Origin of the sequence: Pedobacter sp. UYP1 (genome assembly GCF_040547305.1) — a bacterium.
In the GTDB taxonomy this organism is placed as follows: domain Bacteria; phylum Bacteroidota; class Bacteroidia; order Sphingobacteriales; family Sphingobacteriaceae; genus Pedobacter.
Window position 1 is genome coordinate 148,511 of record NZ_JBEPPL010000007.1, and the last position, 24,709, is coordinate 173,219.

Genomic DNA, 24,709 nt, shown 5'->3' on the forward strand with positions numbered 1-24,709 from the left:
TAGTGTTTTTACTTTTGAATATTAGATCGCTAAATGTTTTTTTGTTACTAACTGACGGGCAAATATACGCGTATGCTGGTCAGTTTCTAAATAATTATTCAGGCTGGGTGCTTGAATAAAGGTCAGATCAGACATACATTGCTCAATGACATCGCTCATTTCGAGGAATCCAATGCGGTCATTTAAGAAGGCTTCAACAACCACTTCATTAGCCGCATTGATGATACAAGGCATATTACCACCTTTTTCCAGGGCCGTATAAGCAAGCTGAAGGTTACGGAAAGTATCCATATCAGGCTTATAGAAAGTCAACTCAGGATAATCCATGAAATTAAAACGGGGAAATTGGCTTTGTATTCTCTTCGGATAAGCCATCGCATAGTGAATTGGCAATTTCATGTCCGGAACCCCCATCTGAGCCTTCATTGATCCATCGTTAAACTGCACGATAGAATGCACTACAGATTGCGGATGCACAATAACATCTATCTGACTGATGTCCAGATCGAACAACCACTTGGCTTCAATCACTTCAAGGCCCTTGTTCATTAACGAAGCAGAGTCAATAGTGATCTTTGCGCCCATCACCCAGTTTGGATGTTTTAAAGCTTGTTCTTTCTTAACTTTAGCTACAAAATCCCGGTCTTTTCCTCTGAATGGTCCACCAGAAGCTGTGATGTATATTTTTTCTATCGAACTCAGTTCCTCCCCTACCAGGCATTGAAAAATTGCAGAATGCTCAGAATCTACCGGGATAATTGTTACTCCATTTTCATCTGCCAGTTGTGTAATCAGCTCTCCTGCCACCACTAAAGTTTCCTTATTAGCCAGGCCAATCTTTTTCTTCGCTTTAATGGCTGCAATAGTTGGTCTTAAGCCAACAGAGCCCATAATTGCAGTCAGTACAAAGTCGGCAGCTGTTAAAGAAGCCGCTTCGCACAAAGCATCTTCCCCGCAAAGAATATTCATTCCCTGACCAGAAAGTGCATTTTTCACCTCTGCATATTGGCTTTCATCACCGATCACAACCAATTGAGGTTTAAATTCCATTGCCTGCTGAATCAGTAAGGCAGCATTCGCGTTTGCCGTCAATGCACAAACCCGGTATAATTCAGGATTCGCACGAATCACGTCAAGGGCTTGGGTGCCTACAGATCCAGTGGACCCCAGTATAGCTATATTTTTCAAATCGTGTTTATCAAATTAATCAGGCTATCTGCAATCTTTCTATCATTAGACAGACGGGGAACTTTATTCTGCCCCCCCAGCTTACCTTGTGAACGCATATAAGTTACAAATGCGTCTTTTTGTAAGGTCCGAATAACCAGCGGCTGCAAAATTTTGCCTTCAATAAGGTCAAAGTAGTAAATATTTTTTTCTTGTAAAGCCTTATCTACTTTTTTACTAAAAGCAATCAGGTCTTCAGGAGCTTTGGAAAACTCAATAAACCATTCGTGGTAAGGCAGTTCTCCATCGCCAGGATTCACCTGAGGTGCCACAGTAAATTCTGTAATTCCAACGCCCTGTTCATTCGCCACACTCAATAATGCTTGTTCTACCTCTTCCCCGATTACATGTTCACCGAAAGCCGAGATAAAATGTTTAATCCTGCCGGTTACAAGAATTTTATAGGGGTTTTTAGAGACAAATTTAACAGTGTCGCCAATGCTGTAACCCCAAAGTCCCGCATTGGTATTCAATATCAAAGCATAGTTTTTATCCAGTTCTACTTCTTCCAGACTCAAACGGGCAGGGTTATCATTATAGTATTCATCCGCAGGAATAAATTCATAAAACATCCCGGCTTTAGCCAGTAGCAATAAACTTTTATCCAGCTGACTATCCTGATAAGCTATAAATCCTTCTGAAGCAGGATAAGTTTCTATTGAATCAATTTTTCTGCCAATACTAGTCTCAATTTTCGCACGGTAAGGTTCGTAATTTACCCCACCGTAAACAAACAACTGGAAGTTTTTAAAGATATCCTTGATCTGTTTACCATTAGATTTCTCTACCAAACGGTCAAAATACATCTGCACCCAGGGTGGTATCCCCGAAATCAAAGTCATATCCTGATGATATGTTTCTTTGACTATTGCGTCAACTTTTTCTTCCCAATCTTCAATACAATTGGTTTGATAAGAGGGTAATCTGTTTTTTTGCAAGTAAGCAGGTACAAGATTCGCTACAATACCTGATAAACGGCCTACTTTGATACCATTCTTCTCGGTCATGACAGGGCTGCCCTGTAAAAAAATCATTTTTCCATTTACAAAATCAGCATTGCCTGTTTCATGAATATAAGTTAGCAACGCATTACGTGCTGCTTTCAAATGCTCGGGCATTGATTCTTTAGAAATCGGAATATATTTTGCACCTGAAGTTGTACCGGATGTTTTTGCAAAGTAAGCAGGTTTACCTTTCCACATTACATCTTTCTCCCCGGCAACTACCCGGTCAATATAAGGCCGCAGTTCTTCGTAATCCCTGACTGGAACTTGTTTTTTAAAATCTTCGTAGTTCTTAATGGAAGAGAATTGATGGTCTTTGCCGAAAGCAGTATCCTGAGCAGCATCGATCAGCTGCCTGAAAGTTTCCTTTTGTGCAGCTACCGCATCTTTTTTCCATCGGGTTACCCCTTTTACAATAAAGGCTGCAAACGGTTTACTTAATGCCGCTTTTATTCCCATAAACTGGTTTTAAACTATGTTGTGAATAATATCATTTTCGTCCCCTTTATAAGCACCCATCATCATTCTATAAGCGATCGTTAAGGCTACACTTGATAAAGGAACAATAATAAATGAACTCAATATATTAACGAAAAATGCAATTACGGGCCACTGCAGGTAATTCAGGAATAAATACAAGACATGAAATCCACCGAGTACCAGCAATAACATTAATATTTTTGTAAAATTCCCTTTAGTGATCGCTAAACTGAATTTTAATGAACCAAAAGGAGGTTGGTTTTTATCGATAATAAAGAATGGGAAAAAGGAAATTCTTACCCAGGTGATAAATATAGCTACAATACCAACTGACACAGCGATATTCGTAATTACATTCATTTTTATTCCAGTATAAATGAAAGGAAACGCGACGAAAATCACTATAGCATAAACGCCGATAATGACCAGCATAAAATAAAGCATCCCAACAATAAAGCGGATGATTTGCTGACGGGTGGGCAGTGTGCTGACAATACTAACATCATGCTCCTCGTTATCAAGCAGATGAAAAATATATTTCAGCAGCGAAAGATTAATGGTAAAATACAATAAGGCGAAAAAGAACGCCATTAGTATACTTAACCCTTTATTCACGTCTTTCAGGAAAAATGCCATTAAACTTGATGCATTAGATGTGATGAACATCAGAAAGCATAAAGTAGCAATGGAAAAATAATTCCTTTTGGTTACTTCCCAGGCTTTGCGGATCACTACATTCACTATAAATGTGCTCTCCTTTAAAAAGTTTATCATTGTTTTTTAAGTACTATTCTTTTGAAAAAATCTTGTATAAATCCTAATCCGTAAGCTGTCAATTGTATGAATGAGGAAATAATACTCAAAAATGCAACTTTCAACGATTTATTTAGCACCAGGGAATGAAAAAATATCAGCATAAAGTATACCAGAAGAAATATATTCCCCAAATAAGCCAGAGGCGGATAAAAAAAATTCAATATTAACAGCGCAATGACCCCTAAAGTGAATACTGCCGGAAAAAAATGTACCAATTTCAGCTCGGAAGGAAAATGTTTATAGATATTGATCCTGGCACGGCCAAAAAAATGAATCTGCTTATAAAACTGGAACATACTCGTTCTTCTTTTATGAAAAACTTTCGCTCCGGGAATCAAACCAATCTTAAAACCATGCTGATGGATACGGATACTATATTCAATATCTTCTCCCAGCCTGGTTAGTTTAAATCCGCCAACTTTTTCCCATACTGCTCTGGAAACTCCCATATTAAAGCTTCTGGGATGAAATTGTCCTACATGTTTTTCGTTTCCACGGATTCCGCCAGTGGTAAAAACCGAAGTCATTCCATAACTGATTGCTTTTTGAACCGGGGTAAAGCTATCATGTGCCGCATCCGGGCCTCCATAAGCATCCAGATGATGGTCAGATAAATAATCCTTTACTGTTTCCAGGTAATCATGCGGGATAAGACAATCAGAGTCAAAGATGACAAAATAATCGCCTTTTGCTCTTTCAAAGCCATAATTACGGGCAAAGCCTTGTCCGCCATTTGGCTTGAAGAAATATTTAATATCCAGTTTATCCGCATACCTGTTTACAATTTCCTTTGCAGTGAGCGAAGAACCATCTTCAATCACCACAACTTCAAATTGCGTGTATGTTTGCAGACAAAGTGTGGCCAGAAGTTCGTCTATCTCCTGCGGCCGGTTATATAAAGGGATAATGATTGAAAAAAACATGCTTAAAGTATTTCTTTTTCTATCAGATAGTCGTTGCGTTCAGGTGCATTACGGGTAACCAGTTCAGCTACAAATCCAGTAAGAAAGAGTTGTGAACCTACAATAATGGCTACTAATGCAATATAAAATCCAGGCTGCTCAGTAACTTCTCTTTTGATAGGCAGGTTCATCGAGATATGATATAATTTCTCACCGATAATCCATAAGGCCATAATCGTACCGACCATAAAGCTCAATACGCCAAGCGAACCAAAAAAATGCATGGGTCTTTTACCAAATTTCCCAACAAAAAAGATCGACAGTAAGTCCAGGAAACCATTGATAAAACGGCTGAAACCAAATTTGGTTACCCCGTATTTGCGTGCACGGTGTTCTACAACCTGCTCTCCTATATTTTTAAATCCTGCCCATTTAGCAATGACGGGGATATAACGGTGCATTTCACCATAAACCTCTATCGTTTTCACTACATCAGAACGGTATGCTTTTAAGCCACAGTTGAAATCGTTCAGCTGTATGCCCGACATTTTACGGGTTGCAGCATTGAATAATTTAGTAGGAATAGTTTTGGTAATCGGGTCGTAGCGTTTCTTTTTCCATCCGGAGATGATATCGAATTTCTCTTCCTTTAGTCTGCGGTATAGTTCTGGAATTTCGTCAGGACTATCCTGTAAATCCGCGTCCATGGTAATAATCACATCGCCCTGCGAAGCTTCAAAAGCTACATTCAGTGCGGCAGATTTCCCATAGTTACGTCTGAACTTAATCGCTTTGACAGCCGGATAAGTCTTTTTCAATTCCTCAATTACTTGCCATGAGGTATCAGTACTGCCATCATCAACAAAAAGGATTTCGTAAGAAAAATTATTGTCAGCCATTACCCTGGCAATCCAGGCAGTCAGTTCGGGCAATGATTCGTCTTCGTTAAACAGGGGAATGACAACAGAAATGTCCATGCAGTATAAATTCAAGTAAAAATAACGTGCAAATTTTATCAATTAAAATGATAAAACCTGCACGTTTGCTATTTATCTTCTGTTTCAGGCTATGATCACCCAAGAAATTGCGGTTACAATCTACTAAACAGCAGGATTCTCTTTTTTCAATACCGCAGCACCAATAAGACTTAATATCAGTCCAAAAAGAGTATAAGTAATTGCAGCTCCAAAGCCTATAAATATAGCCAGATAAGGTTTCATCATTTCTACTCCCTTAACTGCTTTAGGATCGTCACCAGCTTTTTCAAGTGCCATCTCAACAGAGTGGTCTAAAGCCGAAGTATCCAATACTTTATAATATAAGACAAACAACAGAGCTATAAATAAACCCGAATAAGCTGCAACTTTAAAGCCGGCAGAAAATGCCTTGCCGAAACTCATATAACCGCCAAGCTCAGTTCTGTATTTAGTCTGCGCATACAAAATTGCCAGTATAAAAGGAACATAACTGCAGACCATACTAATAATCCGCGTAGGCACGCTGATGTGCTCATCCTGTGTGTCAATATTCAATAATTTGAATATAAATACCAGCGCCAATGTATACAGCGAGAAGGCAATAGCAGCCTGAAAAGCAATTTTATTCGGTTTAATCTCTATTTCTCTTAATTGTTGTTCCATAAAACAGCTTAGTTTTTTTCGTTAAAAACAGCAATTAAAGTATATACAGCAGTATCAAATTCCTTATTTGCACTGAATTGCTCTAAATCTTTAAATGCCTGCTCATTTGCTTTTGGCTGATTGAAGAAACTCATAAAAGGAACAAATAGTTCTTCCATTTCTTCTCCAAGCTCAATCATTCCTTTATGACTGATGATATCCTCAATACTGCTTTCTGCCAATTGCTGATTGCTGATCAGATCTTCATAAATATGGAACTCATCCTGGAATTCATCTTCCTCTACCAATAGGAATTCTCTTAAGAAATCTCCCAGTTCAGGTTTAATCTGCTCATCATGACACTCATTGATATATAGCAATAAGTTTAACAACTCAGTTCCACGGTCAATGGTATCTTCTTCGATATCTGCCCACTCATCGGTGTCCAGATAATCTTCTTCCAGCTTCTTAATATCGCTTGCAAAGAAGTTGATCATTAATAAATCAAAATAAACTTCTCTTAGCTCATCAAAAGCAGGGTATTCATCAAATACGCCATCAAATTCTTCTACCTTCTCTAAAAAGCCCAGGTCCTTATTGAAAACATCCAGTAAATCCTGTTGTAATGTCAAAGAATCATTACCTGAAAGTGCTGCAAATTTATCTAATGAGGCTACAAGAGCACTCTGTACTTTACTATCCATATACTTGAAATTGATTGTTGTTATAAACGAGTTGAACTTTTCCGGTCATTGTACGATCCAATAAAGGTGTATTTCTCGACTTCGAAAAGTTAGTGGTGCTATTGTATTCCCATTTTTCTGCCGGGTTGAATACTACGAAATTCGCATTTTCACCAGCCGCGATTACAGGAACAGGAAGTTTAAGTAATTTACGTGGATTAATAGAAAGCTTCTCTACAATCTGAGCAGCATCCAGACCCGCTCTCACCAATAAAGGCAATACTGTCTGTAAGGCTATGATTCCATAAGCTGCAATTTCAAATTCCACATCCTTAAACTCAGGCTCATGCGGGCGGTGCTGTGAAGAAATCGCATCAATAGTTCCGTCCTTCAGCCCGGCCATTAAGGCTTTAATATCTGCTCTGCCACGCAATGGTGGTTTAATCTTATAATTGCTATCGAAATCGTTCAGAAGTTCCTCTGTGAAGACTAAATGATGTGCAGCAACGTCACAGGAAATCTGCAAACCATCTTTCTTTGCTTTTTTAATCAGTGCAACGGAACCCGCAGTAGAAATACTGGTAATGTGTACCGGTGCCTGGTGGTAAGTAGCCAGGAAAATATCTCTTGAAATATGCATTTCTTCTGCGAGTGCAGGCATGCCTTTCATTCCAAGTAATACACTGGTCTTGCTTTCATTCACCTGCGATTTACCTGCGATTGCTTTATTTTCAGGATATACAATCAGTAAACCATCAATCCCTTTACAGTATTGCAGTGCACGGCTCATAAACCCATCGTCTGTGATTGGTTTATTTCCATCCGTAAAAGCGATTGCACCTGCATTTTTCATATCAAAAAGCTCAGCCAGCTCTTTTCCTTCCAAATCATGACTGATTGCCCCCAGCGGATAAACATCGACCAGGTTATTTTTAGCTTTATTGATAATATATTCAACTTCTCCTTTCGAGTGCACCACAGGTTTGGTATGCGGTAAAACGGCAAGACCAGTAAATCCTCCTGCCTGTGCCGCAGCGGTTGCTGTTTTAATATCTTCTTTAGTTTCAAAACCAGGATCTCCAATAGAACAGTTCAGGTCAAAAAATCCTGGCGCCAGAAAAGCACCCTGACCATTAATCACCTGCTCATTTTCCAATGGCTTTAAAGTACGCTCTATCTCTGCGATTTTTCCCTGTACCACACGAACATCACAGATTTTCTGATTGTGCTTGCTATTCGGATCGGTAACGGTTACGCCTGTGAGGAGAAGGTTCATGTCTTTTTATATTTTTAATTTGTTAAAAAATCGAATCAATAGGGCTTCAACGGCTAAAAAAACAGCACACAAAACTAGGCAAAGTTTCCATAACTCTGTGTGGTTATTTTCCACAGCTTTAAATGATAAATCATCCCCTGGTTTCGTTAAGTTTACTTTTTCAGCTCCAAAAATTGCCTGAAGCGCTTTATCATCAGCATAATGCAGATCTGATTCTGCACGGCTTTGGTTAAATGCATAAGTGCTGATTAATGCATCAGCTTTATACAATTCGTAAACTCCGGGCATTTTAATCTGGTCGGCAACATACAATAAAGTCTGACCAGGCACCTGCCTGATTTCCGGTATAACCTCCTGTTTTCCAGAAACTAAACGCAGTGATTGATTGGGGTTAAGGGTAATAGGTGCCGAGCTCAGGTAATTACTTTTTCCGACCGTATAATACAAAGGCTGCTCCTGGACACTGGTCAAAGCAATTTTGTAAAGTAAAGGAACAAATACCGGATGCTGAGGCAAATTACTATCCTTGATATCCAAAGAGGTAGCACACAAATACAATTGCCCTGATCCTGACCGGTATTTACTGAAAAATGGCTGATTTAGTGGTAGCCCCATTAAATCTTCCCTCCCGCTGCTATTATTCCCTGTATAAATAAAATGCTGGTTTACTTTGGGCAGGTCTAATTTGGCAGGTATCTCTTCAAACACATCATTAAATACCTTGTTTTTGAGTGCAATTGTATTCACAGTAACCGTATCCTTGCTTAAAGAAACGGTCTGCGGAACAGCTAGAGCTTGTAAAAAAGAAGAATAAACAGCCGCTCCGGCTTCCATATCAGGAAAAATAACAACTGTTCCCCCATTCTTCATATAAGTTTTAAGTTCTTGAGCCAGGCCACTTGACGGTGCTTTTAAACCAGCGAGTACGATCAGGTTATATTGATGAAAACCAGCATAAACTATAGTTGATTCAAGCATAGTATTCAGCTTAAAATAAGGATCTGCTCCAAAAAGTGCATTTATATATTTTCCGGAATTCTCTCCGCTTAGTTGTAAGACCTTCAATTCAGTACTGACTTTAAAAGTGAAAGCCAGGTTATCATCAAAAGTGACAGGGAAATCTTTAATGCTGACCACTCCTTTTTGCCATCCGGCAGATAAACCACTAAAGCTTAAAGTATCACGTACTGCTTTTCCTGCAGGAATGTTTAAAGTTGCTAATGCTTTTTGCTGATTGTTAACCGTCAGTTTCAAGGGAATTCCAGTACTGGCATCAGCAGAATAATTGCGTAGCTGCACTACAAATTTCTCCCGGTCACCAGGTTTATGTGCCGGAGATAAAGACCAGATACTATCTACAGCAACATTAGGAATGGTATTTGCATTTAACCTGATCAGGTTGAGCGAATTATTTTTTTCAGTATGAATAGCTGATTTCCCTGCAAACTGCTGCTGAAAATCGGAGATCACATAATTGTACTGATTTCTTTTTCCTGCAGCAGTTGAATTTTGTCTGTTAATGACCTGTTGTAAACTGCGCACTACAGGAGAAACTTTAACTTCATCAATCAAGTTTGCCAGTTCCTCTGCATTGACCTGACGCTGGTGCCTGCCTTCAAAATCATTAGTCGTTAATTGGAATTTATCATTCAGCTGGAATTGTTTAGCAAGTGTCTTTGCTTTACGTTTTGCTTCATCTAATAAAGAACCCTCTTTATTGACGGCTTCCATACTATAAGAATTATCAATATAGATATTCACGAGATTTCCATTTTCTGGAGAGCCTGCTGTTCCTGATGACCAGTATGGACGTGCAAAGGCAAGCACCAGAAAAATGACGGCAAGTATCCGGCAAGCCAGAATTAATAAGTTACGGAGTTTTTCGCGGGAAGAATGTTGTATGGTAACAGCCTTTAAGAAAGACACATTGCTAAAATATACCTTCTTAAATTTCCGAAAATTGAATAAATGAATAAGGATAGGTATAGCTACCGCCAGCAGTGAAAAAAGAAAACCTGGGTAGAGGAAATTCATTAAAAACCAAAGGTATAAATTTAATTACAATCATTCGGTAAAAAACAGAAAATTCAAAAGAATAGAATTTCAGCCTGCAAAAAACAAAGCTCCTTTTTCGTAAAGCAGAACTCTCATACACTAGTCAACTATACAGTGATACGGCCCGCTATAAAAGCAGGCCGTAAAGTATTCACTAATAAATTTTTACAGGTATTTTTTCATTGCGGCATACAATGCATCATCCAGGCCATAAACATCATTTCGATATTCTATTCTTCCGTTTTCGGCCCACGCAGTTTTATAATTGATAAATACAGATATATTTTTTCTGGTTCCAAACCATTTCGGTTTCAATTGAAATACATTTAAGGTATCTGCCTTTTTCGCCAGTTTTTTTCTGTAAATGCCCATTTTAGTAGTATCTACAGGTGGCAGGTTGACTTCCATCCTTAATTGATCATATTCAGCGCCGTTGTGTACCATTTTCTGTGCAAACTCCAAAGGTCTCTCTACGCGTACACAACCATGGCTGATTGCGCGGCTGGCTGAATTAAATGCTGATTTATTATTGGTATCATGCAAATAGATGCTGGCTCCGTTATCAAACATAAATTTGAACTTGCCTAATGCATTTCCTGAACCTGAACCTTGTTTGAACTGGAAAGGCAGATTTTCTCTGGAATATTTCTCCCATTGAATCGTATCTGTATCGTTAACGAGTTTCCCTTTATAATAAACCCTCATGTTATTATTTGATAAATAATAAGGATCTCTTCTGGCCTGGTTATAAATTTCATTCTTGGCGATGCTAACCGGGATGTTCCAGACAGGGTTTACCTCAATTGCACTGAATTTACTCAACAGGATTGGGGTCTGGTGATTTTTAGGTTTATCATCCAGCGAATGCGTCTTTGAATAGATTTTCTGCTTTTCTTCAAAAGCTTTTTCCCTTCTTGCTCCCACACAAACCTTCATATGCGTTACTGTATCCTGCTCTTTGAACCAGGTTAGTGAGAAATCAGGAATATTAACTTCCACATATTCCGAGCTTAAGCCTGGTATTTTCCATCTGGATCTTTCCATATTCACCTCAATAGCTTTAATGGCTACTGCATTGCGGGATGGATCTTTTTCAAGGTTAGCCAGTGCTGCCTGCAATACTTTATAGTTTTCACCAGCAGGCTGAATATCTTTTAATAACTTAACCAGACTTTTCGTCTCCAGAACTTTGTTCATCGCTGCGCTGTCTGGTCTGCTGGTCGTCACATAATATCTGTTTAATACTTTTTTTGGATTGACACTTCCATAACCAATAAAAGTATCATACTTCAGTAAAGAAGAAGCGGCATAAAGTTCCAGATCAGCTAGTACTGGGTATACTTCATTGATAGTTTTGAATTTATTAGCGGTTAATTCAGCTAAAGCCCGATCCAGATCTTTATGTCTGAATATTTCGGGATTAAATCCATGTACTCTACTATTTTCGAGATAACTTTTAAGGGTATCTAATTCCCCATTCCCATAAAAACGGGTAACCAGCAAATTTTTACGCTCATCATTTGCATAAAAATTACTAATTACTTTAGGATTACTTAATTTAGACTGTAAAGAATCAAAGTGACGGTTAAAAACTACATGATAAGCCGCAGTATCAAAATCTTTATAAAGTTTATTCTTGAAATGTTCTGATAAGATAACACCGATCTCCGGTGTGGTCTTAAACCAGTTGCAGGACGATAAAAAGAGGCAAAGGGGTAAAATAAGGGTTAATGCTTTTTTCAAAATGAGCGTTCTTTAATTAAATTCAGCTTTGTTATTCTGCTGTATACCCATCTCGATCAAATAAAATGCCATATATTTTTGATTTGTCAATTCTATCTATATATTTGTGCTACTCAGTGTGCAACGCATTATTGAATAGAGACATATATTATGAACAATATTTTGAACCATCACTCACATTTGTACCATCGCCAGTTATGGCGATAGATATGTAATGTTTTGTACTTCAAAACTTGTTTCCGAATTATTTTCCTGTTTCATTCAATAATTTCAATCAATTGAAAACACTTAAAATTGCTATCCAGAAATCTGGAAGGCTAAACGAAAAATCCGTAGAGATTCTTAAAAATTGTGGTCTATCATTCGAAAACTACAAAAGCTCCCTGATATCAACTGTTACCAATTTCCCTTTAGAAATTCTATTTCTGAGAGATGATGACATTCCTGAATATGTTCAGGATGGCATTGCAGACCTGGGTATTGTTGGTGAAAATGTAATCACAGAAGTGAACGCTGATGTTACCTATCTTCAAAAATTAGGCTTCGGAAAATGTACACTAAAAATTGCTGTTCCAAACGAAAGTGACATCACTGACGTAAGCGGACTCGAAGGCAAGGCGATCGCTACTTCTTACCCGGTAATCCTTCAGAAATATCTGGATGACAATAACGTAAATGCAGTTGTCCGTACCATTTCAGGATCGGTAGAAATTGGTCCTGGTCTTGGATTAAGTGATGCGATCTGCGACATCGTCTCTACAGGCGGAACGCTTAAAAGCAATGGCCTGAAACCTTTCGGTGAAGTGATGAAATCTGAAGCTGTACTGATTGCGAGTAAAGGCATGGAACTGAACGAAGATGTCATCGAATTACTGCAAAGAATCCGTTCGGTATTACGTGCCAAGGAAACAAAGTATGTAGTACTGAATGTTGCAAAATCAAATCTTGAAAAAGTAGTGAGCTTGCTTCCGGGAGTTAAAAGCCCTACGATTGTTCCTCTTTTCGAAGAAGACTGGGTAGCAGTCCACTCGGTTATCGCAGAACAGGATTTCTGGGAAAAGATCAACAGTCTGAAAGCTGCTGGTGCCGAAGGAATTGTGGTGATGCCAATTGAAAAGATCATCTCCTAAGCCACGCTTTTAATTCATATCAATCTTTTTAATGTTAACCATCATGTTAACACAAAATATAAGACATTGAACCCTGCATGAGCTTACAGCTACCAAACAACAATGCACAAGCTCATGCAAGCTTCATCACCATTGAAAAAAATATTTAACTGATGAAACTCTATAAGTATACTGATTTATCTGAACAGAATATTGAAGAACTCTGTTTGAGACAACTAGCTGACGATGCGAGTATTGCAGAAAGGGTAAAAGAGATCATTGCGCAGGTCAAAGCAGACGGAGATAAAGCACTAACAAGCTATGCTTTACAATTTGACAAAGTAAACCTGGAGCAGCTTTTCATCGAAAAGGAAGAGATTGGAAAAATCGCCTCCACTATTCCTGCTGATGCAAAATCTGCCATTGACACAGCTTATGCAAACATCAAAAAGTTCCATGCAGCGCAGCTTGATCAAGAAGCTAAGGTTGAAACTATGCCGGGAGTATCCTGCTGGCGTGAGTCCAGAGCAATAGAACGTGTGGGTTTGTATATTCCAGGTGGGACAGCAGTTTTACCCAGCACTTTTTTAATGCTTGCTACACCAGCAACTCTGGCAGGCTGTCAGGAAATTGTGGTTTGTTCCCCTCCGCAAAAAGATGGAAAAACCAATTGTTACCTGGCTTACTGTGCACAGCTTTTAGGCATAGAAAGAATCTATCTGGCGGGTGGTGCACAAGCGATCGCCGCAATGGCTTTCGGTACAGCTACCGTCCCTAAAGTTTACAAGATCTTTGGCCCTGGAAACCGTTATGTGACCCAGGCAAAACAGCAGGTACTGGCTTCAGGAATCACCGCGATTGACATGCCGGCAGGCCCTTCAGAAGTATTGGTTTTTGCTGATGAAACTGCCAACCCGGCTTTCGTCGCTTCCGATCTTTTAGCACAGGCAGAACATGGCATTGATAGTCAGGCCATACTGGTCTCTACATCAAAAACGCTCATTACTGAAACGCTGAGTCAAATTGAGATACAGCTCAATGATTTACCAAGAAAAGACATCGCTGCTCAGGCTATTGAAAATTCTTATGCGGTACTGGTAGCGGATAAAACACAAGCGATGGCTTTCAGTAACGCTTATGCGCCAGAACATTTGATTCTGGCTACGGATACCTTTCAGGAACTGATTCCGCAAATTATCAATGCGGGCTCTGTGTTTTTGGGGAACCTGACTCCTGAAAGTGCCGGAGATTATGCTTCAGGTACGAATCACACCTTACCAACCAGTGGTTTCGCTAAAGCTTATTCAGGTGTTTCAATTGATTCTTTTATTAAAAAAATCACTTTTCAGCAGATCAGTCCGGATGGATTAAAGGCCATTGGCCCGACTGTAGAAATCCTTGCGGCCGCAGAAGGGCTTCAAGCACACAAAAATGCAATCACTATTCGTTTAAAATCATCAGATGGATATTAAAAACCTACAACGCGAAAACATCAAAACCCTTCGCCCCTACTCTACAGCAAGAGACGAGTACAAAGGTCAGGCGAGTGTGTTTTTAGATGCCAATGAAAATAGTTATGGCTCACCATTACCAGAGAATTTCAACCGTTATCCTGATCCTTTACAATTGGATCTGAAGGATGCGCTGAGTAAAATAAAAGGTGTCCCGATTGAAAATACATTCCTGGGAAATGGCAGCGATGAGGCTATAGATCTTTTATTCCGGGCATTTTGTAACCCGGGAAAAGACAATGTGATTATTCTTCCGCCTACTTACGGAATGTATGAGGTTTCTGCAAATATCAATGATGTAGAAATCCGTAAGGTGAATTTATTGCCAAATTTCCAGTTAGATCTGGAAGGAATAGCAGAGGCAATTGATGCCAATACAAAGCTGATCTTTATCTGCTCTCCTAATAATCCTACTGGAAATTCTATTGTCCGTACAGATATCGAAACTATCCTGGCCAATTTTAATGGGCTGGTAGTGATTGATGAGGCTTATATCAATTTTGCAAAACAACGTACTTTCATACAAGAATTGACTGAATACCCGCACCTGGTAGTTTTACAGACTTTTTCGAAAGCTTGGGGACTGGCAGGATTACGCTTAGGTATGGCTTTTGCATCCAGCATTATCATTGATATTCTGAATAAAGTTAAGGCACCTTATAATATCAGTCAATCTACGCAAGACCTGGCTTTAGCTGCGCTGCAGAATATTGGACAGGTGAATGAGTGGATTAAAACGACAGTGACAGAAAGGGAACATTTAGCAAAATTATTGCTGGATTTACCGATGGTACAGAAAGTTTATCCTTCTGATGCAAACTTTATCCTGGTCGAGGTAGCTGATGCCAATGGTACTTATGATGCTTTGGTAGACCGTGGCATTATTGTCCGTAACCGGGCAAAAGTAACCCTTTGTGAGGGCTGTTTAAGAATTACTGTAGGTATACCTGCAGAAAATGAGATACTAATATCCGCTTTAAAATCGTTAACCAACTAACCATGAAGAAGATACTTTTCATAGACCGTGATGGCACACTGATCACTGAACCAGAAGATGAGCAAATAGATTCATTTTCAAAGCTTAAGTTTTATCCGAAATCTTTGTACTATATGGCTAAAATAGCTGCCGAACTGGACTTCGACTTAGTGATGGTAACCAATCAGGATGGTTTAGGAACTGATTCTCATCCTGAACCTAATTTCTGGCCGGTACACAACTTCATCCTGGATACTTTTGAAGGCGAAGGCGTAGTTTTTTCCGAGATTATCATTGATAAAACTTTTGCACATGAAAACGCACCTACGCGTAAACCAAATACAGGTTTGCTACAGCATTTTTTTACTGATGAATATGATCTGGCTGGTTCTTTTGTGATTGGCGACCGGATCAATGATGTCGTACTGGCTAAAAACCTGGGCGCAAAAGCCATCTGGTTAAGGAATAATGATTTGTTAGGATCGGCAGAAATGCTGGATAAAGCAGAGACATTAACTGAGGTAATAGCCCTGCAAACACAGAACTGGGTGGATATTTATACTTTCCTGAGCGCAGGCAGCAGACAATTTCACCATATCAGAAAGACCAATGAGACGGATATAGAGATAGAAATCAACCTGGACGGAACTGGAAAAGCGAAAATAGAAACCGGTTTAAATTTCTTTAACCATATGCTTGACCAAATTGCACGTCATGGAGGGATAGATTTAAATATCAGTGCTAAGGGTGATTTACATATTGATGAGCACCATACTGTTGAAGATACCGGAATTGCATTGGGTGAGGCTTTTGCCAAAGCTATAGGCAATAAACTGGGTTTGGAACGCTATGGTTTCTGTTTACCTATGGATGATTGTCTGGCACAGGTGGCTATCGATTTTGGAGGGAGGAACTGGATTGTTTGGGATGCAGAATTTAAAAGAGAAAAAGTAGGTGATGTACCAACCGAAATGTTTTACCACTTCTTCAAGTCTTTTAGTGACGCAGCGAAATGTAACCTCAATATTAAAGCTGAAGGCGACAATGAGCACCATAAAATTGAAGCGATCTTTAAGGCTTTCGCAAAAGCGATTAAAATGGCTATCAAAAGAGATGCGGAAAAATTAGTTTTACCGAGTACCAAAGGAATGTTATAAAATGATAGGAATCGTTAATTACGGTGCAGGAAATATCTTCTCTCTGACTTCTGCTTTAGCCAGACTGGGACTCAGTTATGGAATGATTAATACGGAACATGATTTTGAGCAGTATTCTCATATCATTATTCCCGGTGTAGGACATGCGGGGGCAGCGATGGAAAAACTGAACCAAACTGGACTGGTAGACTCCATCAGACAACTCAAAAAACCTGTTTTGGGTATTTGTGTGGGAATGCAATTACTTACTGCGCATTCGCAGGAAGGTAATGCGCAACTGATGAATATTATACCGCTGGAAACGAAACTATTTGATAAAGATCTGGGTATTAAAATTCCTCATATGGGATGGAATAATATAGAGATTAAAAACAATTTACTATTCGAAGGTGTTGAAAATCAGACACAATTTTACTTTGTGCATTCGTACTTTATTGAATATAACGCTATTTTTGAAATAGCAACAGCGACTTATGGTCTGCAATATGCTGCAGCTATACAAAAAGACAATTTTTACGGGGTGCAATTTCACCCTGAAAAGTCGGGCGCTGCAGGCGAACAATTATTATTGAACTTTTCTAACTTAAAACAATAAAATGTACATTATCCCCGCTATAGATATTTTAGATGGTAAAGTTGTCCGCCTCAGAGAAGGTGACTATAACCAGAAGACAGTATACGATGTATCAATTGCCGAAATGATTGAGACTTATAAGTCTAACGGAACTGAATTCATACATATTATTGACTTAAATGGTGCTAAAGGAGATTTCAGTAATCAAGCTGAACTTTTTGATATTATCAAAAAAACGGAAATGCGCGTACAATACGGCGGTGGTATCCGTACCATTGAACAGGTGACTAATTTGCTTGATGCAGGTATCCACCGGGTTATTGTTGGTACACAAGCGATTACCAATCCTGATTTTCTGGCCGATTTAAGCAAAGAAGTAGGTAAGAAATATGATTACGCAAACCGTATCGTCATTGCGATTGATGTACTGGATGAAGTAATCAAATATTCTGGATGGATGGAAAGCTCGCCTATCAAATTAATGGATTACGTTGATAAATGTTTGCAGTTAGGCTTTTTCAGATTCCTTTGTACTGATATTAACAAGGATGGTAAGTTGGGTGGTGCTGCTGTAGATTTGTATAAAAAATTACTGGAACATTCTCCGTTTATCAAATTGATCGCATCTGGCGGAATCAGCTCAATGGAAGATATTGAAGAACTGGCGAAGCTTGAAATCAGATCTTGCGTAGTTGGGAAGGCTATTTATGAAAACCGTATTTCTATCGAAGAGATTAAGGAGTGGAATCTTAAAGCCCTGACTTCTTTATAATCGATGTTAAGCAAACGTATCATTCCATGTCTGGATGTCAAAGATGGCCGGACCGTAAAAGGCGTTAATTTTGTGGATCTGAAGGATGCCGGAGATCCGGTAGAACTGGCCTGGCAATATGCTCAGCAAGGTGCAGATGAACTGGTATTCCTGGATATTACCGCTACCCATGAGCGTCGTAAAACGATGATCGAAATGGTGAAGTCGGTTGCCAGACAGCTCAACATCCCTTTTACCATTGGTGGAGGAATTACAGAGATTGCCGATGCAGAAGCTTTATTGAATGCCGGTGCTGATAAGATTAGTATCAATTCTGCAGCAGTTAAAAATCCACAGCTCATTGCAGATCTGGCTAAAGTATTTGGCGTGCAATTCGTAGTAGTTGCGGTAGATACTAAATTAGTAGCGGGCAGAAATATGGTGCATTTGAACGGAGGCCGGTTAATTACGGAGATCGAAACAGAACACTGGATTAAACAGGCAGAGGATTTGGGTGCAGGAGAAATCCTGTTGACTTCTATGGATCATGATGGTACTAAACAGGGTTTCGATTGTAAACTGCTGAATAGTATCAGTAAAATGATCAATATCCCTGTCATTGCTTCAGGCGGGGCTGGGAAAGTTGAACACTTCACAGAAGTTTTTACCACAACAGGTGTGGATGCGGCACTAGCTGCTTCGGTTTTTCATTTCGGTGAGATCCCTATCCCCCACTTGAAAAATGAATTAAAAAAATACAACATACCAGTTAGGTTATGACTATAGATTTTGAGAAAACCGATGGATTGGTTCCTGTAATCATTCAGGATATACAAACATTGGAAGTGTTAATGTTGGGTTATATGAACCAGGAAGCCTGGTCAAAAACACAACAGGAAGGGAAAGTAACATTTTATTCCCGCTCTAAAAGCCGTTTATGGACTAAAGGAGAAGAAAGTGGCAACTTTTTATATGTAAAAGAGACGCATATTGATTGTGATCAGGATACAATCCTGATTAAAGTTACCCCGGTAGGTCCAACGTGTCATACAGGAAGCAGAAGTTGCTTTAAAACTAACTTCAACCAGAATTTCATCTTTGAACTGGAAAAAATTATCCATGACAGATATGATCATCCTTCGGAAGAATCTTATGTCAGCAAATTACGCAAAAAAGGATTAAACAAGATTGCGCAAAAAGTTGGAGAAGAAGGTGTGGAAACTGTTATTGCAGCATTAAACGAAACAGATGTTGACTTTGTGAATGAGAGTTCTGATCTAATCTTCCACTTATTAGTCTTGTTGAGAGAGAAAGGTAAAACACTGGCCGATATCGGGGTAAACCTGGAAGGCAGACACCGTTAATTATGCTGAAACATTTAAGATCGCTTAGCGGCCATCAAAACCCTATTTATGCCTTAACCAATTCCAGCACAGCCGGCATTTTTTTTACGGGTGGAAATGATAAAGGTGTGGTAGAATGGTCATTGGAAAAGATGTCCTTTGTAAAGGTTTTAATGCCGGTAAAAACCTCTGTTTATAGTCTTCATCAATTTAATGACTTGCTTTTTGTTGGTCAGAGAAGTGGTGAGGTGAGTATATTCGACCTGAACAATCAAATAATTACAACTACTTTTCAAGCCCATGAAAAGCCTGTATTTGACCTGGTAACCATTCCGGCAAAACAGGAATTTTTAACCGCGAGTGAAGATGGGACTGTTGGGGTATGGTCATTGACTGACTTCTCTTTACTTTACCGGATCAGGGTTTCTGCGGATACAGTAAGAGCAATCGCAGTAAGTACGGATGGTTTACAGGCTGCTTTTGGTTGTAAAGATGGTGTTATCCGTATTTATGATTTGCATGATTATAGTTTGCTGCATATATTACAGGAGCATACTTTACCAGTCACTTCTGTTCAGTATTCGCCCGATGGCAAATACTTGATTTCGGGCGGAAGAGATGCACAGCTAAATTTCTGGTCATTGCCAGGTTATCAGTTGCAGCATACCATTCCAGCACACTTATTTAGCGTTTATGGAATTGCATTTCATCCTTCGTTACCTTATTTCGCCACAGTGAGCCAGGATAAGAGCATTAAATTATGGGGTAGTGATGATTTGAAGCTCTATAAAATTCTGAGTATTGAAAAAAACACCCATGGTCATACCCATTCTATCAATAAGCTAATCTGGAGCCTGGATGGTAAATACTTATTAACCACAGGTGACGATAAGTTAGTTATGGTGTGGGAATGGGATTTATAAATCTTTTAATAATCCTGAGTTTGTGACTATAACGTCCAAGTTCAGGATTATAAATCCCCTGATCATCGATAGGGTCAATTCTTACTTTGCCTGAAGCATGAATAATCTGATTTGCATTTAGCATAATACCTACATGTATGATTTTGCCCCCTGCATTATCAAAAAAGGCAAGATCTCCGGTTTGCGCTTGTGGTAAAAAGTTAACAACGTCCCCTTGCTCTGCCTGTTGAGAGGCATCTCTGTGAAGTGCAATCCCATATAGCGCAAAAACAGCCTGTACATATCCAGAACAATCAATACCGAAAAGTGTACGGCCTCCCCATAAATAAGGTGCATTCAGATAAAACAAGGCTGAACTGACAAGTTCCAAGCCAGTAGTTTGTCCTGATACAGTATGAGGCTCAAATAAGACCTGGAATTCTTCTTTACCCAATTTGCAGTATCCATTGCGATAAGCTGGCAGATTACTGGATGCAGCTAAGTAATATGTACTTCCATCGGCCGCAATTACGTGATTACTGACTGCTGCCGGCACTAATGCAGTCCGTTGTTTACAGGCCTCGTATTCGGCTTCGGTAAGCGTCCCGAGCTGTTTAAAGTCTATCCAGCCTTCGTAGCCATCATAGGCATTACGGATCCGCCACCAGGGTTCTGCTTTTTCCAATACCTCCACCTGATCTCCAAATAATAATTGCGTTGTTATTTCGGCCTGATCAGCTGATGATGCTCTGATTGGTGCTACGGCTACCCTGCAAATTGCGAATGTCTGTTCCATAATGAAATCTAGTACTCAAAAGTAAGAATAGTGATTTAGAAAACGACAGGATAAACATTTGATTGATTAATTTGTTATACAAGTATTACATACATTAACGCCAGATATTACATTCCTTAACGCCAGAAATTATGAACCTCCAAAAGATATTAATCGCAGTAGATAACAGCACCTGCTCAGAAAAGGCAGCGAAAACTGGCTACGAACTGGCTAAGACCTTTAATGCAGAAGTTGCCTTAGTCAATATCATTGAGCCGATGCCGGCAACAATCAATCAAGACCTTACTTTAGCGCCGGTTTTTTTGGAAAGTTATGATAACAGTGAAGAGAACAGCCATCAGCTGCTTAAAGAAATAGAAGATACTTATGGTAACGGTATTAAAACTACGTATTTAAGCGTAGTAGACACCGCAGCACATGGAATTATCCAGCAATCTGACGAATGGGGATCTGATCTGATTGTGATCGGAACTTACGGCAGAACGGGATTATATCACTTTTTAATGGGAAGTGTGGCTGAACACGTGGCCAGGAAATCTGCCTGCCCGGTATTGATTATTCCGAACAAAGCAGAAGTATAAAATCTATATAACAGAAAAAGACAAAAGGACGCCTGGGCGTCCTTTTGTCTTTTTCTGTTATATTCAATTAAAGAATTAGTTCTCCTGGTGCAACCAGGCCTTTTTCTTTAATAATTCTTCTTCTGTTTCACGGATATCTTCATCATCCACACAACAATCTACCGGGCACACTGCCGCACACTGAGGTTCGTCATGAAACCCTTTACATTCTGTACATTTATCTGAAACGATATAATATACTTCATCAGAAACTGCTTCCTGAGACGCACCAGCATCTACTTCCTGATCGCCAAAATCAATGATACCATTTAAGTTGGTTCCATCAGAAAATCTCCAGGCTGTGCCTGCGTCATAAATTGCATTATTTGGGCATTCAGGCTCACATGCTCCGCAATTAATACATTCGTCTGTTATTTTAATAGCCATGTCTTCGTATAAATCTATTTGCTAAAGTTACCTTTGCATTGCAAATATAACATTTATACTTTAAAATTACTTCAAACATGTCAATCCTTACCGCTGAAAAGTTAATTATTGCATTCCATAAACTAAGTGATTTCTTAAATCACCCGGGTGATGAATTTAGTAATACGATCGATTCAGCACCTAATCACAATGCCTGGTTTACTGTGGCTGAAGTGCGGAGATCTTTAGCTTCTTTTCAGGAAATGCTTAATCTGCCTGCTTTGGAAAAATGGTTTGAACAAATTAAGGTCAGCCAGCATCCCAAAAAAGTAGGCTTGATCCTGGCAGGAAATATTCCCCTGGTAGGTTTTCATGATATTTTGTCTGTCCTTGCGACAGGAAACATAGCTATTATTAAACTTTCTTCTGCTGATAGCCAGTTATTACCGGCTTTATTGAAACAGCTTATTGAGTTTGAACCTTTATTAGCTGATAGAATCATTTATGCAGAAAGATTGAAAGATTTTGACGCGATCATTGCAACAGGCAGCAACAATACTTCCCGGTACTTTGACTACTATTTCGGTAAAGTGCCTAATATTATCAGAAAAAACAGGAATAGTGTTGCGGTATTAGATGGTAAAGAAAGTATTGCTGAGATCGGGCAGTTAGGCCATGATATTTTTGATTACTTCGGACTGGGTTGCAGAAATGTGTCTAAAATCTATGTTCCTGAAGGTTATGAGATCAAAAACTTCTTTGAACCGCTGGAGCAGTATCAGGACATTATCAATCATTTCAAGTACAATAACAACTACGATTATAATAAATCTATTTACCTGGTCAATACAGTTCAGCATTTTGACAATGGCTTTTTGCTATTGAAAGAAGATGAAGGGTTATCTTCCCCTCTTGCTGTTTTATACTTTGAACACTATAAAAATCTGGATGAATTAAATGAAAAACTGAAAGGGATGCAGGATAATATCCAGTGTGTGGTCACTAATACGGCTCTAAAACTGGATGTGGATTCGGTAACTTTTGGCCAAAGTCAGCATCCTCAGTTATGGGATTATGCGGATAACGTGAATACAATTAACTTCCTGAATAAGTTATAAGTTTCCGCTACAAATTTAAACAGGCGCTCATTTTATCATTTTGAAACACTATTTTTGAACAAAATGTATGTAATCAAAGTAAAAGGTATTGCCAAAATCCCGGATTATGTCCAGCTGAGAGATGATAAATTCACTTTACTGGCTTATTTCAGGGTAGACCGGCCTGATAAATCTCTGGAAAAATTAGGTCTGGGTGACAAGTTGCCTTATATTATGGATATGGTAAAAGATTTACCATTTGGTCAGATTGCAAAATTAGATATTTAAGACATGGCAGGAAACGCAGTTATAAATTTAAAGAACGTAGATGTATTTCAACAAAAACACCTTGTACTCTCTGATGTTAATCTTAACATAGATAAAGGTGAATTTGTATTTCTGATCGGACAGACAGGATCTGGAAAGAGCAGTTTATTGAAAATCATTTACGGTGAACTTCATATCGGTAATGGTGAGGGGGAAATTGCAGGCTTCGACCTTAAAAAGCTGGCCGAGCGGGATGTTCCTTATCTGCGCAGAAAGTTAGGGATCGTATTCCAGGATTTCCAGTTGTTAACAGACCGTACAATTGAAAAGAATCTTGATTTTGTATTGAAAGCAACTGGCTGGAAAGACAAAAAGCTAATTGAAGAACGGATTAAAGATGTACTGGAAAAGGTAGGTCTGCGTTCAAAAATCAGAAAAATGCCACATGAGCTTTCTGGTGGTGAGCAGCAACGTGTGGTTATTGCACGTTCGTTATTAAATAATCCGGATATCATCCTTGCGGATGAGCCTACAGGAAATTTAGATCCTGAAACATCCGAAGAAATCGTATTGTTGCTGAAACAAATCAGCCAGAGCGGTACTGCTGTATTAATGGCTACGCATGATTATCATATCATCCGTACCCTGCCTTCACGTATTATTAAATGTGAAGCAGGTATCGTCCATGATGATGCAACAATCAACTAAGTGTCTGTTTCAAAAAACTGACCATTCCTGACAAAATAATTTCTTTTCAGCCATTCTGTACAGTGTTGTTCAAACAAAACTGACAGCATGGCTGATATACTTCATTGGCAAACCTTTTGAGTTTGCATCATAAAATTCTACTATACCATGTTTAGCAAGAAGAAAACAAACGATACAGAAAATCCTATTACGGAAAATACTGCTGAAGAGCAGTTAAACAAAGAGCTTACAGATGACGCAAATGCGGATACTATCACTGAACCTGTAGAGGAAATCTCTGCTGAAGAGCAATTAAAACTTGATAATGCAGCGTTGAATGATAAATATCTACGCCTTTTTGCTGAGTTTGATAATTTCAAAAGACGTACACAAAAAGAACGTGTTGAGCTTTTACAGACTGCTGGTAAGGATGTAATTATCTCTATGCTTCCTGTACTGGACGATTTTGACCGTGCAAATAAAGCGACTGAAAATGCTACTGATGTGGCTGCGATCCGTGAAGGGATTCAGTTGGTACATACTAAGCTGAAAAGCATTCTGAATCAGAAAGGATTAAAAGAAATGGAATGTGCGAATACTGTTTTTGACACAGACCTTCATGAAGCAATCACTAAAGTTCCTGCCCCAACTGAAGAGTTGAAAGGAAAAGTTATAGATGAATTAGAAAAAGGATACACTTTAAATGACAAAGTTATACGCTTTGCAAAAGTAGTTGTAGGTAGTTAAT

26 protein-coding genes are annotated in these 24,709 nt (G+C 39.0%); 14 read left to right on the forward strand and 12 right to left on the reverse strand.

Features of this window, described 5'->3' with window-relative positions; all coding sequences use genetic code 11:
• Positions 1-21 precede the first annotated feature (21 nt).
• The 10 genes from ABIB30_RS15630 to ABIB30_RS15675 all read right to left on the reverse strand — a co-directional run bounded on the left by ABIB30_RS15630 (position 22) and on the right by ABIB30_RS15675 (position 11,805).
• Positions 22-1,188: a 1-deoxy-D-xylulose-5-phosphate reductoisomerase gene (locus ABIB30_RS15630; RefSeq protein ID WP_354303568.1), complete on the reverse strand. Its 1,167-nt coding sequence runs from the start codon at positions 1,186-1,188 to the stop codon at positions 22-24.
• Positions 1,185-2,690 carry a GH3 auxin-responsive promoter family protein gene (locus ABIB30_RS15635; protein WP_354303570.1) on the reverse strand — a complete coding sequence of 502 codons (1,506 nt, stop codon included), beginning with the start codon at positions 2,688-2,690 and terminating at the stop codon, positions 1,185-1,187. Before ABIB30_RS15635 ends, ABIB30_RS15630 begins: the two co-directional genes overlap by 4 nt.
• A 9-nt stretch (positions 2,691-2,699) precedes the next feature.
• The gene (locus tag ABIB30_RS15640) at positions 2,700-3,485 is read right to left on the reverse strand and encodes a hypothetical protein (protein WP_354303572.1); all 786 of its coding nucleotides are present in this window, start codon (positions 3,483-3,485) and stop codon (positions 2,700-2,702) included.
• Positions 3,482-4,450, reverse strand: coding sequence for a glycosyltransferase family 2 protein (locus ABIB30_RS15645; protein ID WP_354303574.1), 969 nt, complete (start codon positions 4,448-4,450; stop codon positions 3,482-3,484). Before ABIB30_RS15645 ends, ABIB30_RS15640 begins: the two co-directional genes overlap by 4 nt.
• Before the next feature lie 2 nt (positions 4,451-4,452).
• The gene (locus tag ABIB30_RS15650) at positions 4,453-5,406 is read right to left on the reverse strand and encodes a glycosyltransferase family 2 protein (protein WP_354303575.1); all 954 of its coding nucleotides are present in this window, start codon (positions 5,404-5,406) and stop codon (positions 4,453-4,455) included.
• A gap of 123 nt (positions 5,407-5,529) precedes the next feature.
• On the reverse strand, positions 5,530-6,069 hold the full coding sequence (locus ABIB30_RS15655; RefSeq protein ID WP_354303577.1) for a DUF4199 domain-containing protein: 540 nt from the start codon (positions 6,067-6,069) through the stop codon (positions 5,530-5,532).
• 8 nt (positions 6,070-6,077) lie between these two features.
• The gene (locus ABIB30_RS15660; RefSeq protein WP_068395201.1) at positions 6,078-6,752 is read right to left on the reverse strand and encodes a hypothetical protein; all 675 of its coding nucleotides are present in this window, start codon (positions 6,750-6,752) and stop codon (positions 6,078-6,080) included.
• The gene (locus ABIB30_RS15665) at positions 6,745-8,007 is read right to left on the reverse strand and encodes a dihydroorotase (protein WP_354303579.1); all 1,263 of its coding nucleotides are present in this window, start codon (positions 8,005-8,007) and stop codon (positions 6,745-6,747) included. Before ABIB30_RS15665 ends, ABIB30_RS15660 begins: the two co-directional genes overlap by 8 nt.
• Before the next feature lie 6 nt (positions 8,008-8,013).
• The gene (locus ABIB30_RS15670) at positions 8,014-10,041 is read right to left on the reverse strand and encodes a BatA domain-containing protein (RefSeq protein WP_354303581.1); all 2,028 of its coding nucleotides are present in this window, start codon (positions 10,039-10,041) and stop codon (positions 8,014-8,016) included.
• 186 nt (positions 10,042-10,227) lie between these two features.
• A complete protein-coding gene (locus ABIB30_RS15675; RefSeq protein WP_354303583.1) occupies positions 10,228-11,805 on the reverse strand; it encodes a L,D-transpeptidase family protein in 1,578 nt (525 codons plus the stop codon).
• A 278-nt stretch (positions 11,806-12,083) separates the two neighbouring features.
• On the opposite strand from ABIB30_RS15675, the gene hisG reads away from it, so the two are divergent.
• The 9 genes from hisG to ABIB30_RS15720 all read left to right on the forward strand — a co-directional run bounded on the left by hisG (position 12,084) and on the right by ABIB30_RS15720 (position 20,149).
• Complete coding sequence (hisG, locus tag ABIB30_RS15680) at positions 12,084-12,935, forward strand: ATP phosphoribosyltransferase (protein ID WP_183891054.1); 852 nt, start codon at positions 12,084-12,086, stop codon at positions 12,933-12,935.
• 152 nt (positions 12,936-13,087) lie between these two features.
• Positions 13,088-14,386, forward strand: coding sequence for a histidinol dehydrogenase (hisD, locus tag ABIB30_RS15685; protein ID WP_354303585.1), 1,299 nt, complete (start codon positions 13,088-13,090; stop codon positions 14,384-14,386).
• Positions 14,376-15,422 (forward strand): histidinol-phosphate transaminase, encoded by a 1,047-nt coding sequence (hisC, locus tag ABIB30_RS15690; protein WP_354303587.1) that lies wholly within the window; start codon positions 14,376-14,378, stop codon positions 15,420-15,422. Before hisD ends, hisC begins: the two co-directional genes overlap by 11 nt.
• A 2-nt stretch (positions 15,423-15,424) precedes the next feature.
• Positions 15,425-16,558: a bifunctional histidinol-phosphatase/imidazoleglycerol-phosphate dehydratase HisB gene (hisB, locus tag ABIB30_RS15695; RefSeq protein ID WP_354303589.1), complete on the forward strand. Its 1,134-nt coding sequence runs from the start codon at positions 15,425-15,427 to the stop codon at positions 16,556-16,558.
• A gap of 1 nt (position 16,559) precedes the next feature.
• Complete coding sequence (gene hisH / locus ABIB30_RS15700) at positions 16,560-17,153, forward strand: imidazole glycerol phosphate synthase subunit HisH (protein ID WP_354303590.1); 594 nt, start codon at positions 16,560-16,562, stop codon at positions 17,151-17,153.
• A gap of 1 nt (position 17,154) precedes the next feature.
• Positions 17,155-17,904: a 1-(5-phosphoribosyl)-5-[(5-phosphoribosylamino)methylideneamino]imidazole-4-carboxamide isomerase gene (gene hisA, locus ABIB30_RS15705; RefSeq protein ID WP_354303591.1), complete on the forward strand. Its 750-nt coding sequence runs from the start codon at positions 17,155-17,157 to the stop codon at positions 17,902-17,904.
• 3 nt (positions 17,905-17,907) lie between these two features.
• Positions 17,908-18,663 carry an imidazole glycerol phosphate synthase subunit HisF gene (gene hisF, locus ABIB30_RS15710; protein WP_354303593.1) on the forward strand — a complete coding sequence of 252 codons (756 nt, stop codon included), beginning with the start codon at positions 17,908-17,910 and terminating at the stop codon, positions 18,661-18,663.
• Positions 18,660-19,247, forward strand: a complete 588-nt coding sequence (gene hisIE, locus ABIB30_RS15715) for a bifunctional phosphoribosyl-AMP cyclohydrolase/phosphoribosyl-ATP diphosphatase HisIE (RefSeq protein ID WP_354303595.1) — start codon at positions 18,660-18,662, stop codon at positions 19,245-19,247. The genes hisF and hisIE overlap by 4 nt, the downstream gene beginning before the upstream one ends.
• 2 nt (positions 19,248-19,249) lie before the next feature.
• The gene (locus ABIB30_RS15720) at positions 19,250-20,149 is read left to right on the forward strand and encodes a WD40 repeat domain-containing protein (RefSeq protein WP_354303597.1); all 900 of its coding nucleotides are present in this window, start codon (positions 19,250-19,252) and stop codon (positions 20,147-20,149) included.
• Here the strand turns inward: ABIB30_RS15720 and ABIB30_RS15725 are convergent.
• Positions 20,124-20,924 (reverse strand): C40 family peptidase, encoded by an 801-nt coding sequence (locus tag ABIB30_RS15725; RefSeq protein ID WP_354303599.1) that lies wholly within the window; start codon positions 20,922-20,924, stop codon positions 20,124-20,126. The two genes, ABIB30_RS15720 and ABIB30_RS15725, sit on opposite strands and share 26 nt — an antisense overlap.
• A gap of 131 nt (positions 20,925-21,055) precedes the next feature.
• Between ABIB30_RS15725 and ABIB30_RS15730 the strand changes: the two genes are divergently transcribed.
• On the forward strand, positions 21,056-21,505 hold the full coding sequence (locus ABIB30_RS15730; RefSeq protein ID WP_183869471.1) for a universal stress protein: 450 nt from the start codon (positions 21,056-21,058) through the stop codon (positions 21,503-21,505).
• Positions 21,506-21,580: 75 nt separating this feature from the next.
• On the opposite strand, the gene ABIB30_RS15735 is transcribed toward ABIB30_RS15730, so the two are convergent.
• Positions 21,581-21,931, reverse strand: a complete 351-nt coding sequence (locus ABIB30_RS15735) for a 4Fe-4S dicluster domain-containing protein (RefSeq protein WP_111633719.1) — start codon at positions 21,929-21,931, stop codon at positions 21,581-21,583.
• A gap of 77 nt (positions 21,932-22,008) precedes the next feature.
• Between ABIB30_RS15735 and ABIB30_RS15740 the strand changes: the two genes are divergently transcribed.
• From ABIB30_RS15740 to ABIB30_RS15755, 4 genes are all read left to right on the forward strand, one after another.
• A complete protein-coding gene (locus ABIB30_RS15740) occupies positions 22,009-23,028 on the forward strand; it encodes an acyl-CoA reductase (protein ID WP_354303602.1) in 1,020 nt (339 codons plus the stop codon).
• 63 nt (positions 23,029-23,091) lie between these two features.
• Positions 23,092-23,295 carry a fructose-6-phosphate aldolase gene (locus tag ABIB30_RS15745; RefSeq protein ID WP_068395172.1) on the forward strand — a complete coding sequence of 68 codons (204 nt, stop codon included), beginning with the start codon at positions 23,092-23,094 and terminating at the stop codon, positions 23,293-23,295.
• Between the two features lie 3 nt (positions 23,296-23,298).
• Positions 23,299-23,982 carry a cell division ATP-binding protein FtsE gene (locus ABIB30_RS15750; RefSeq protein ID WP_068395170.1) on the forward strand — a complete coding sequence of 228 codons (684 nt, stop codon included), beginning with the start codon at positions 23,299-23,301 and terminating at the stop codon, positions 23,980-23,982.
• A 147-nt stretch (positions 23,983-24,129) separates the two neighbouring features.
• Entirely contained in the window at positions 24,130-24,708 is a 579-nt protein-coding gene (locus ABIB30_RS15755; protein WP_111633717.1) for a nucleotide exchange factor GrpE, read from the forward strand.
• The last annotated feature ends 1 nt before the right edge of the window (position 24,709 follow it).

Bases quoted from the DNA above. Each gene is read 5' to 3' on its own strand.
- ABIB30_RS15745 (WP_068395172.1), top strand. From the start codon at position 23,092: ATGTATGTAATCAAAGTAAAAGGTATTGCCAAAATCCCGGATTATGTC.
- ABIB30_RS15655 (WP_354303577.1), bottom strand. From the start codon at position 6,069: ATGGAACAACAATTAAGAGAAATAGAGATTAAACCGAATAAAATTGCT.
- ABIB30_RS15670 (WP_354303581.1), bottom strand. From the start codon at position 10,041: ATGAATTTCCTCTACCCAGGTTTTCTTTTTTCACTGCTGGCGGTAGCT.
- ABIB30_RS15635 (WP_354303570.1), bottom strand. From the start codon at position 2,690: ATGGGAATAAAAGCGGCATTAAGTAAACCGTTTGCAGCCTTTATTGTA.
- ABIB30_RS15660 (WP_068395201.1), bottom strand. From the start codon at position 6,752: ATGGATAGTAAAGTACAGAGTGCTCTTGTAGCCTCATTAGATAAATTT.
- hisH (WP_354303590.1), top strand. From the start codon at position 16,560: ATGATAGGAATCGTTAATTACGGTGCAGGAAATATCTTCTCTCTGACT.
- hisD (WP_354303585.1), top strand. From the start codon at position 13,088: ATGAAACTCTATAAGTATACTGATTTATCTGAACAGAATATTGAAGAA.
- ABIB30_RS15735 (WP_111633719.1), bottom strand. From the start codon at position 21,931: ATGGCTATTAAAATAACAGACGAATGTATTAATTGCGGAGCATGTGAG.
- hisB (WP_354303589.1), top strand. From the start codon at position 15,425: ATGAAGAAGATACTTTTCATAGACCGTGATGGCACACTGATCACTGAA.
- ABIB30_RS15730 (WP_183869471.1), top strand. From the start codon at position 21,056: ATGAACCTCCAAAAGATATTAATCGCAGTAGATAACAGCACCTGCTCA.
- ABIB30_RS15650 (WP_354303575.1), bottom strand. From the start codon at position 5,406: ATGGACATTTCTGTTGTCATTCCCCTGTTTAACGAAGACGAATCATTG.
- ABIB30_RS15645 (WP_354303574.1), bottom strand. From the start codon at position 4,450: ATGTTTTTTTCAATCATTATCCCTTTATATAACCGGCCGCAGGAGATA.
- ABIB30_RS15640 (WP_354303572.1), bottom strand. From the start codon at position 3,485: ATGATAAACTTTTTAAAGGAGAGCACATTTATAGTGAATGTAGTGATC.
- hisF (WP_354303593.1), top strand. From the start codon at position 17,908: ATGTTAAGCAAACGTATCATTCCATGTCTGGATGTCAAAGATGGCCGG.
- hisC (WP_354303587.1), top strand. From the start codon at position 14,376: ATGGATATTAAAAACCTACAACGCGAAAACATCAAAACCCTTCGCCCC.
- ABIB30_RS15750 (WP_068395170.1), top strand. From the start codon at position 23,299: ATGGCAGGAAACGCAGTTATAAATTTAAAGAACGTAGATGTATTTCAA.
- ABIB30_RS15740 (WP_354303602.1), top strand. From the start codon at position 22,009: ATGTCAATCCTTACCGCTGAAAAGTTAATTATTGCATTCCATAAACTA.
- hisIE (WP_354303595.1), top strand. From the start codon at position 18,660: ATGACTATAGATTTTGAGAAAACCGATGGATTGGTTCCTGTAATCATT.
- ABIB30_RS15725 (WP_354303599.1), bottom strand. From the start codon at position 20,924: ATGGAACAGACATTCGCAATTTGCAGGGTAGCCGTAGCACCAATCAGA.
- ABIB30_RS15755 (WP_111633717.1), top strand. From the start codon at position 24,130: ATGTTTAGCAAGAAGAAAACAAACGATACAGAAAATCCTATTACGGAA.
- hisA (WP_354303591.1), top strand. From the start codon at position 17,155: ATGTACATTATCCCCGCTATAGATATTTTAGATGGTAAAGTTGTCCGC.
- ABIB30_RS15720 (WP_354303597.1), top strand. From the start codon at position 19,250: ATGCTGAAACATTTAAGATCGCTTAGCGGCCATCAAAACCCTATTTAT.
- ABIB30_RS15665 (WP_354303579.1), bottom strand. From the start codon at position 8,007: ATGAACCTTCTCCTCACAGGCGTAACCGTTACCGATCCGAATAGCAAG.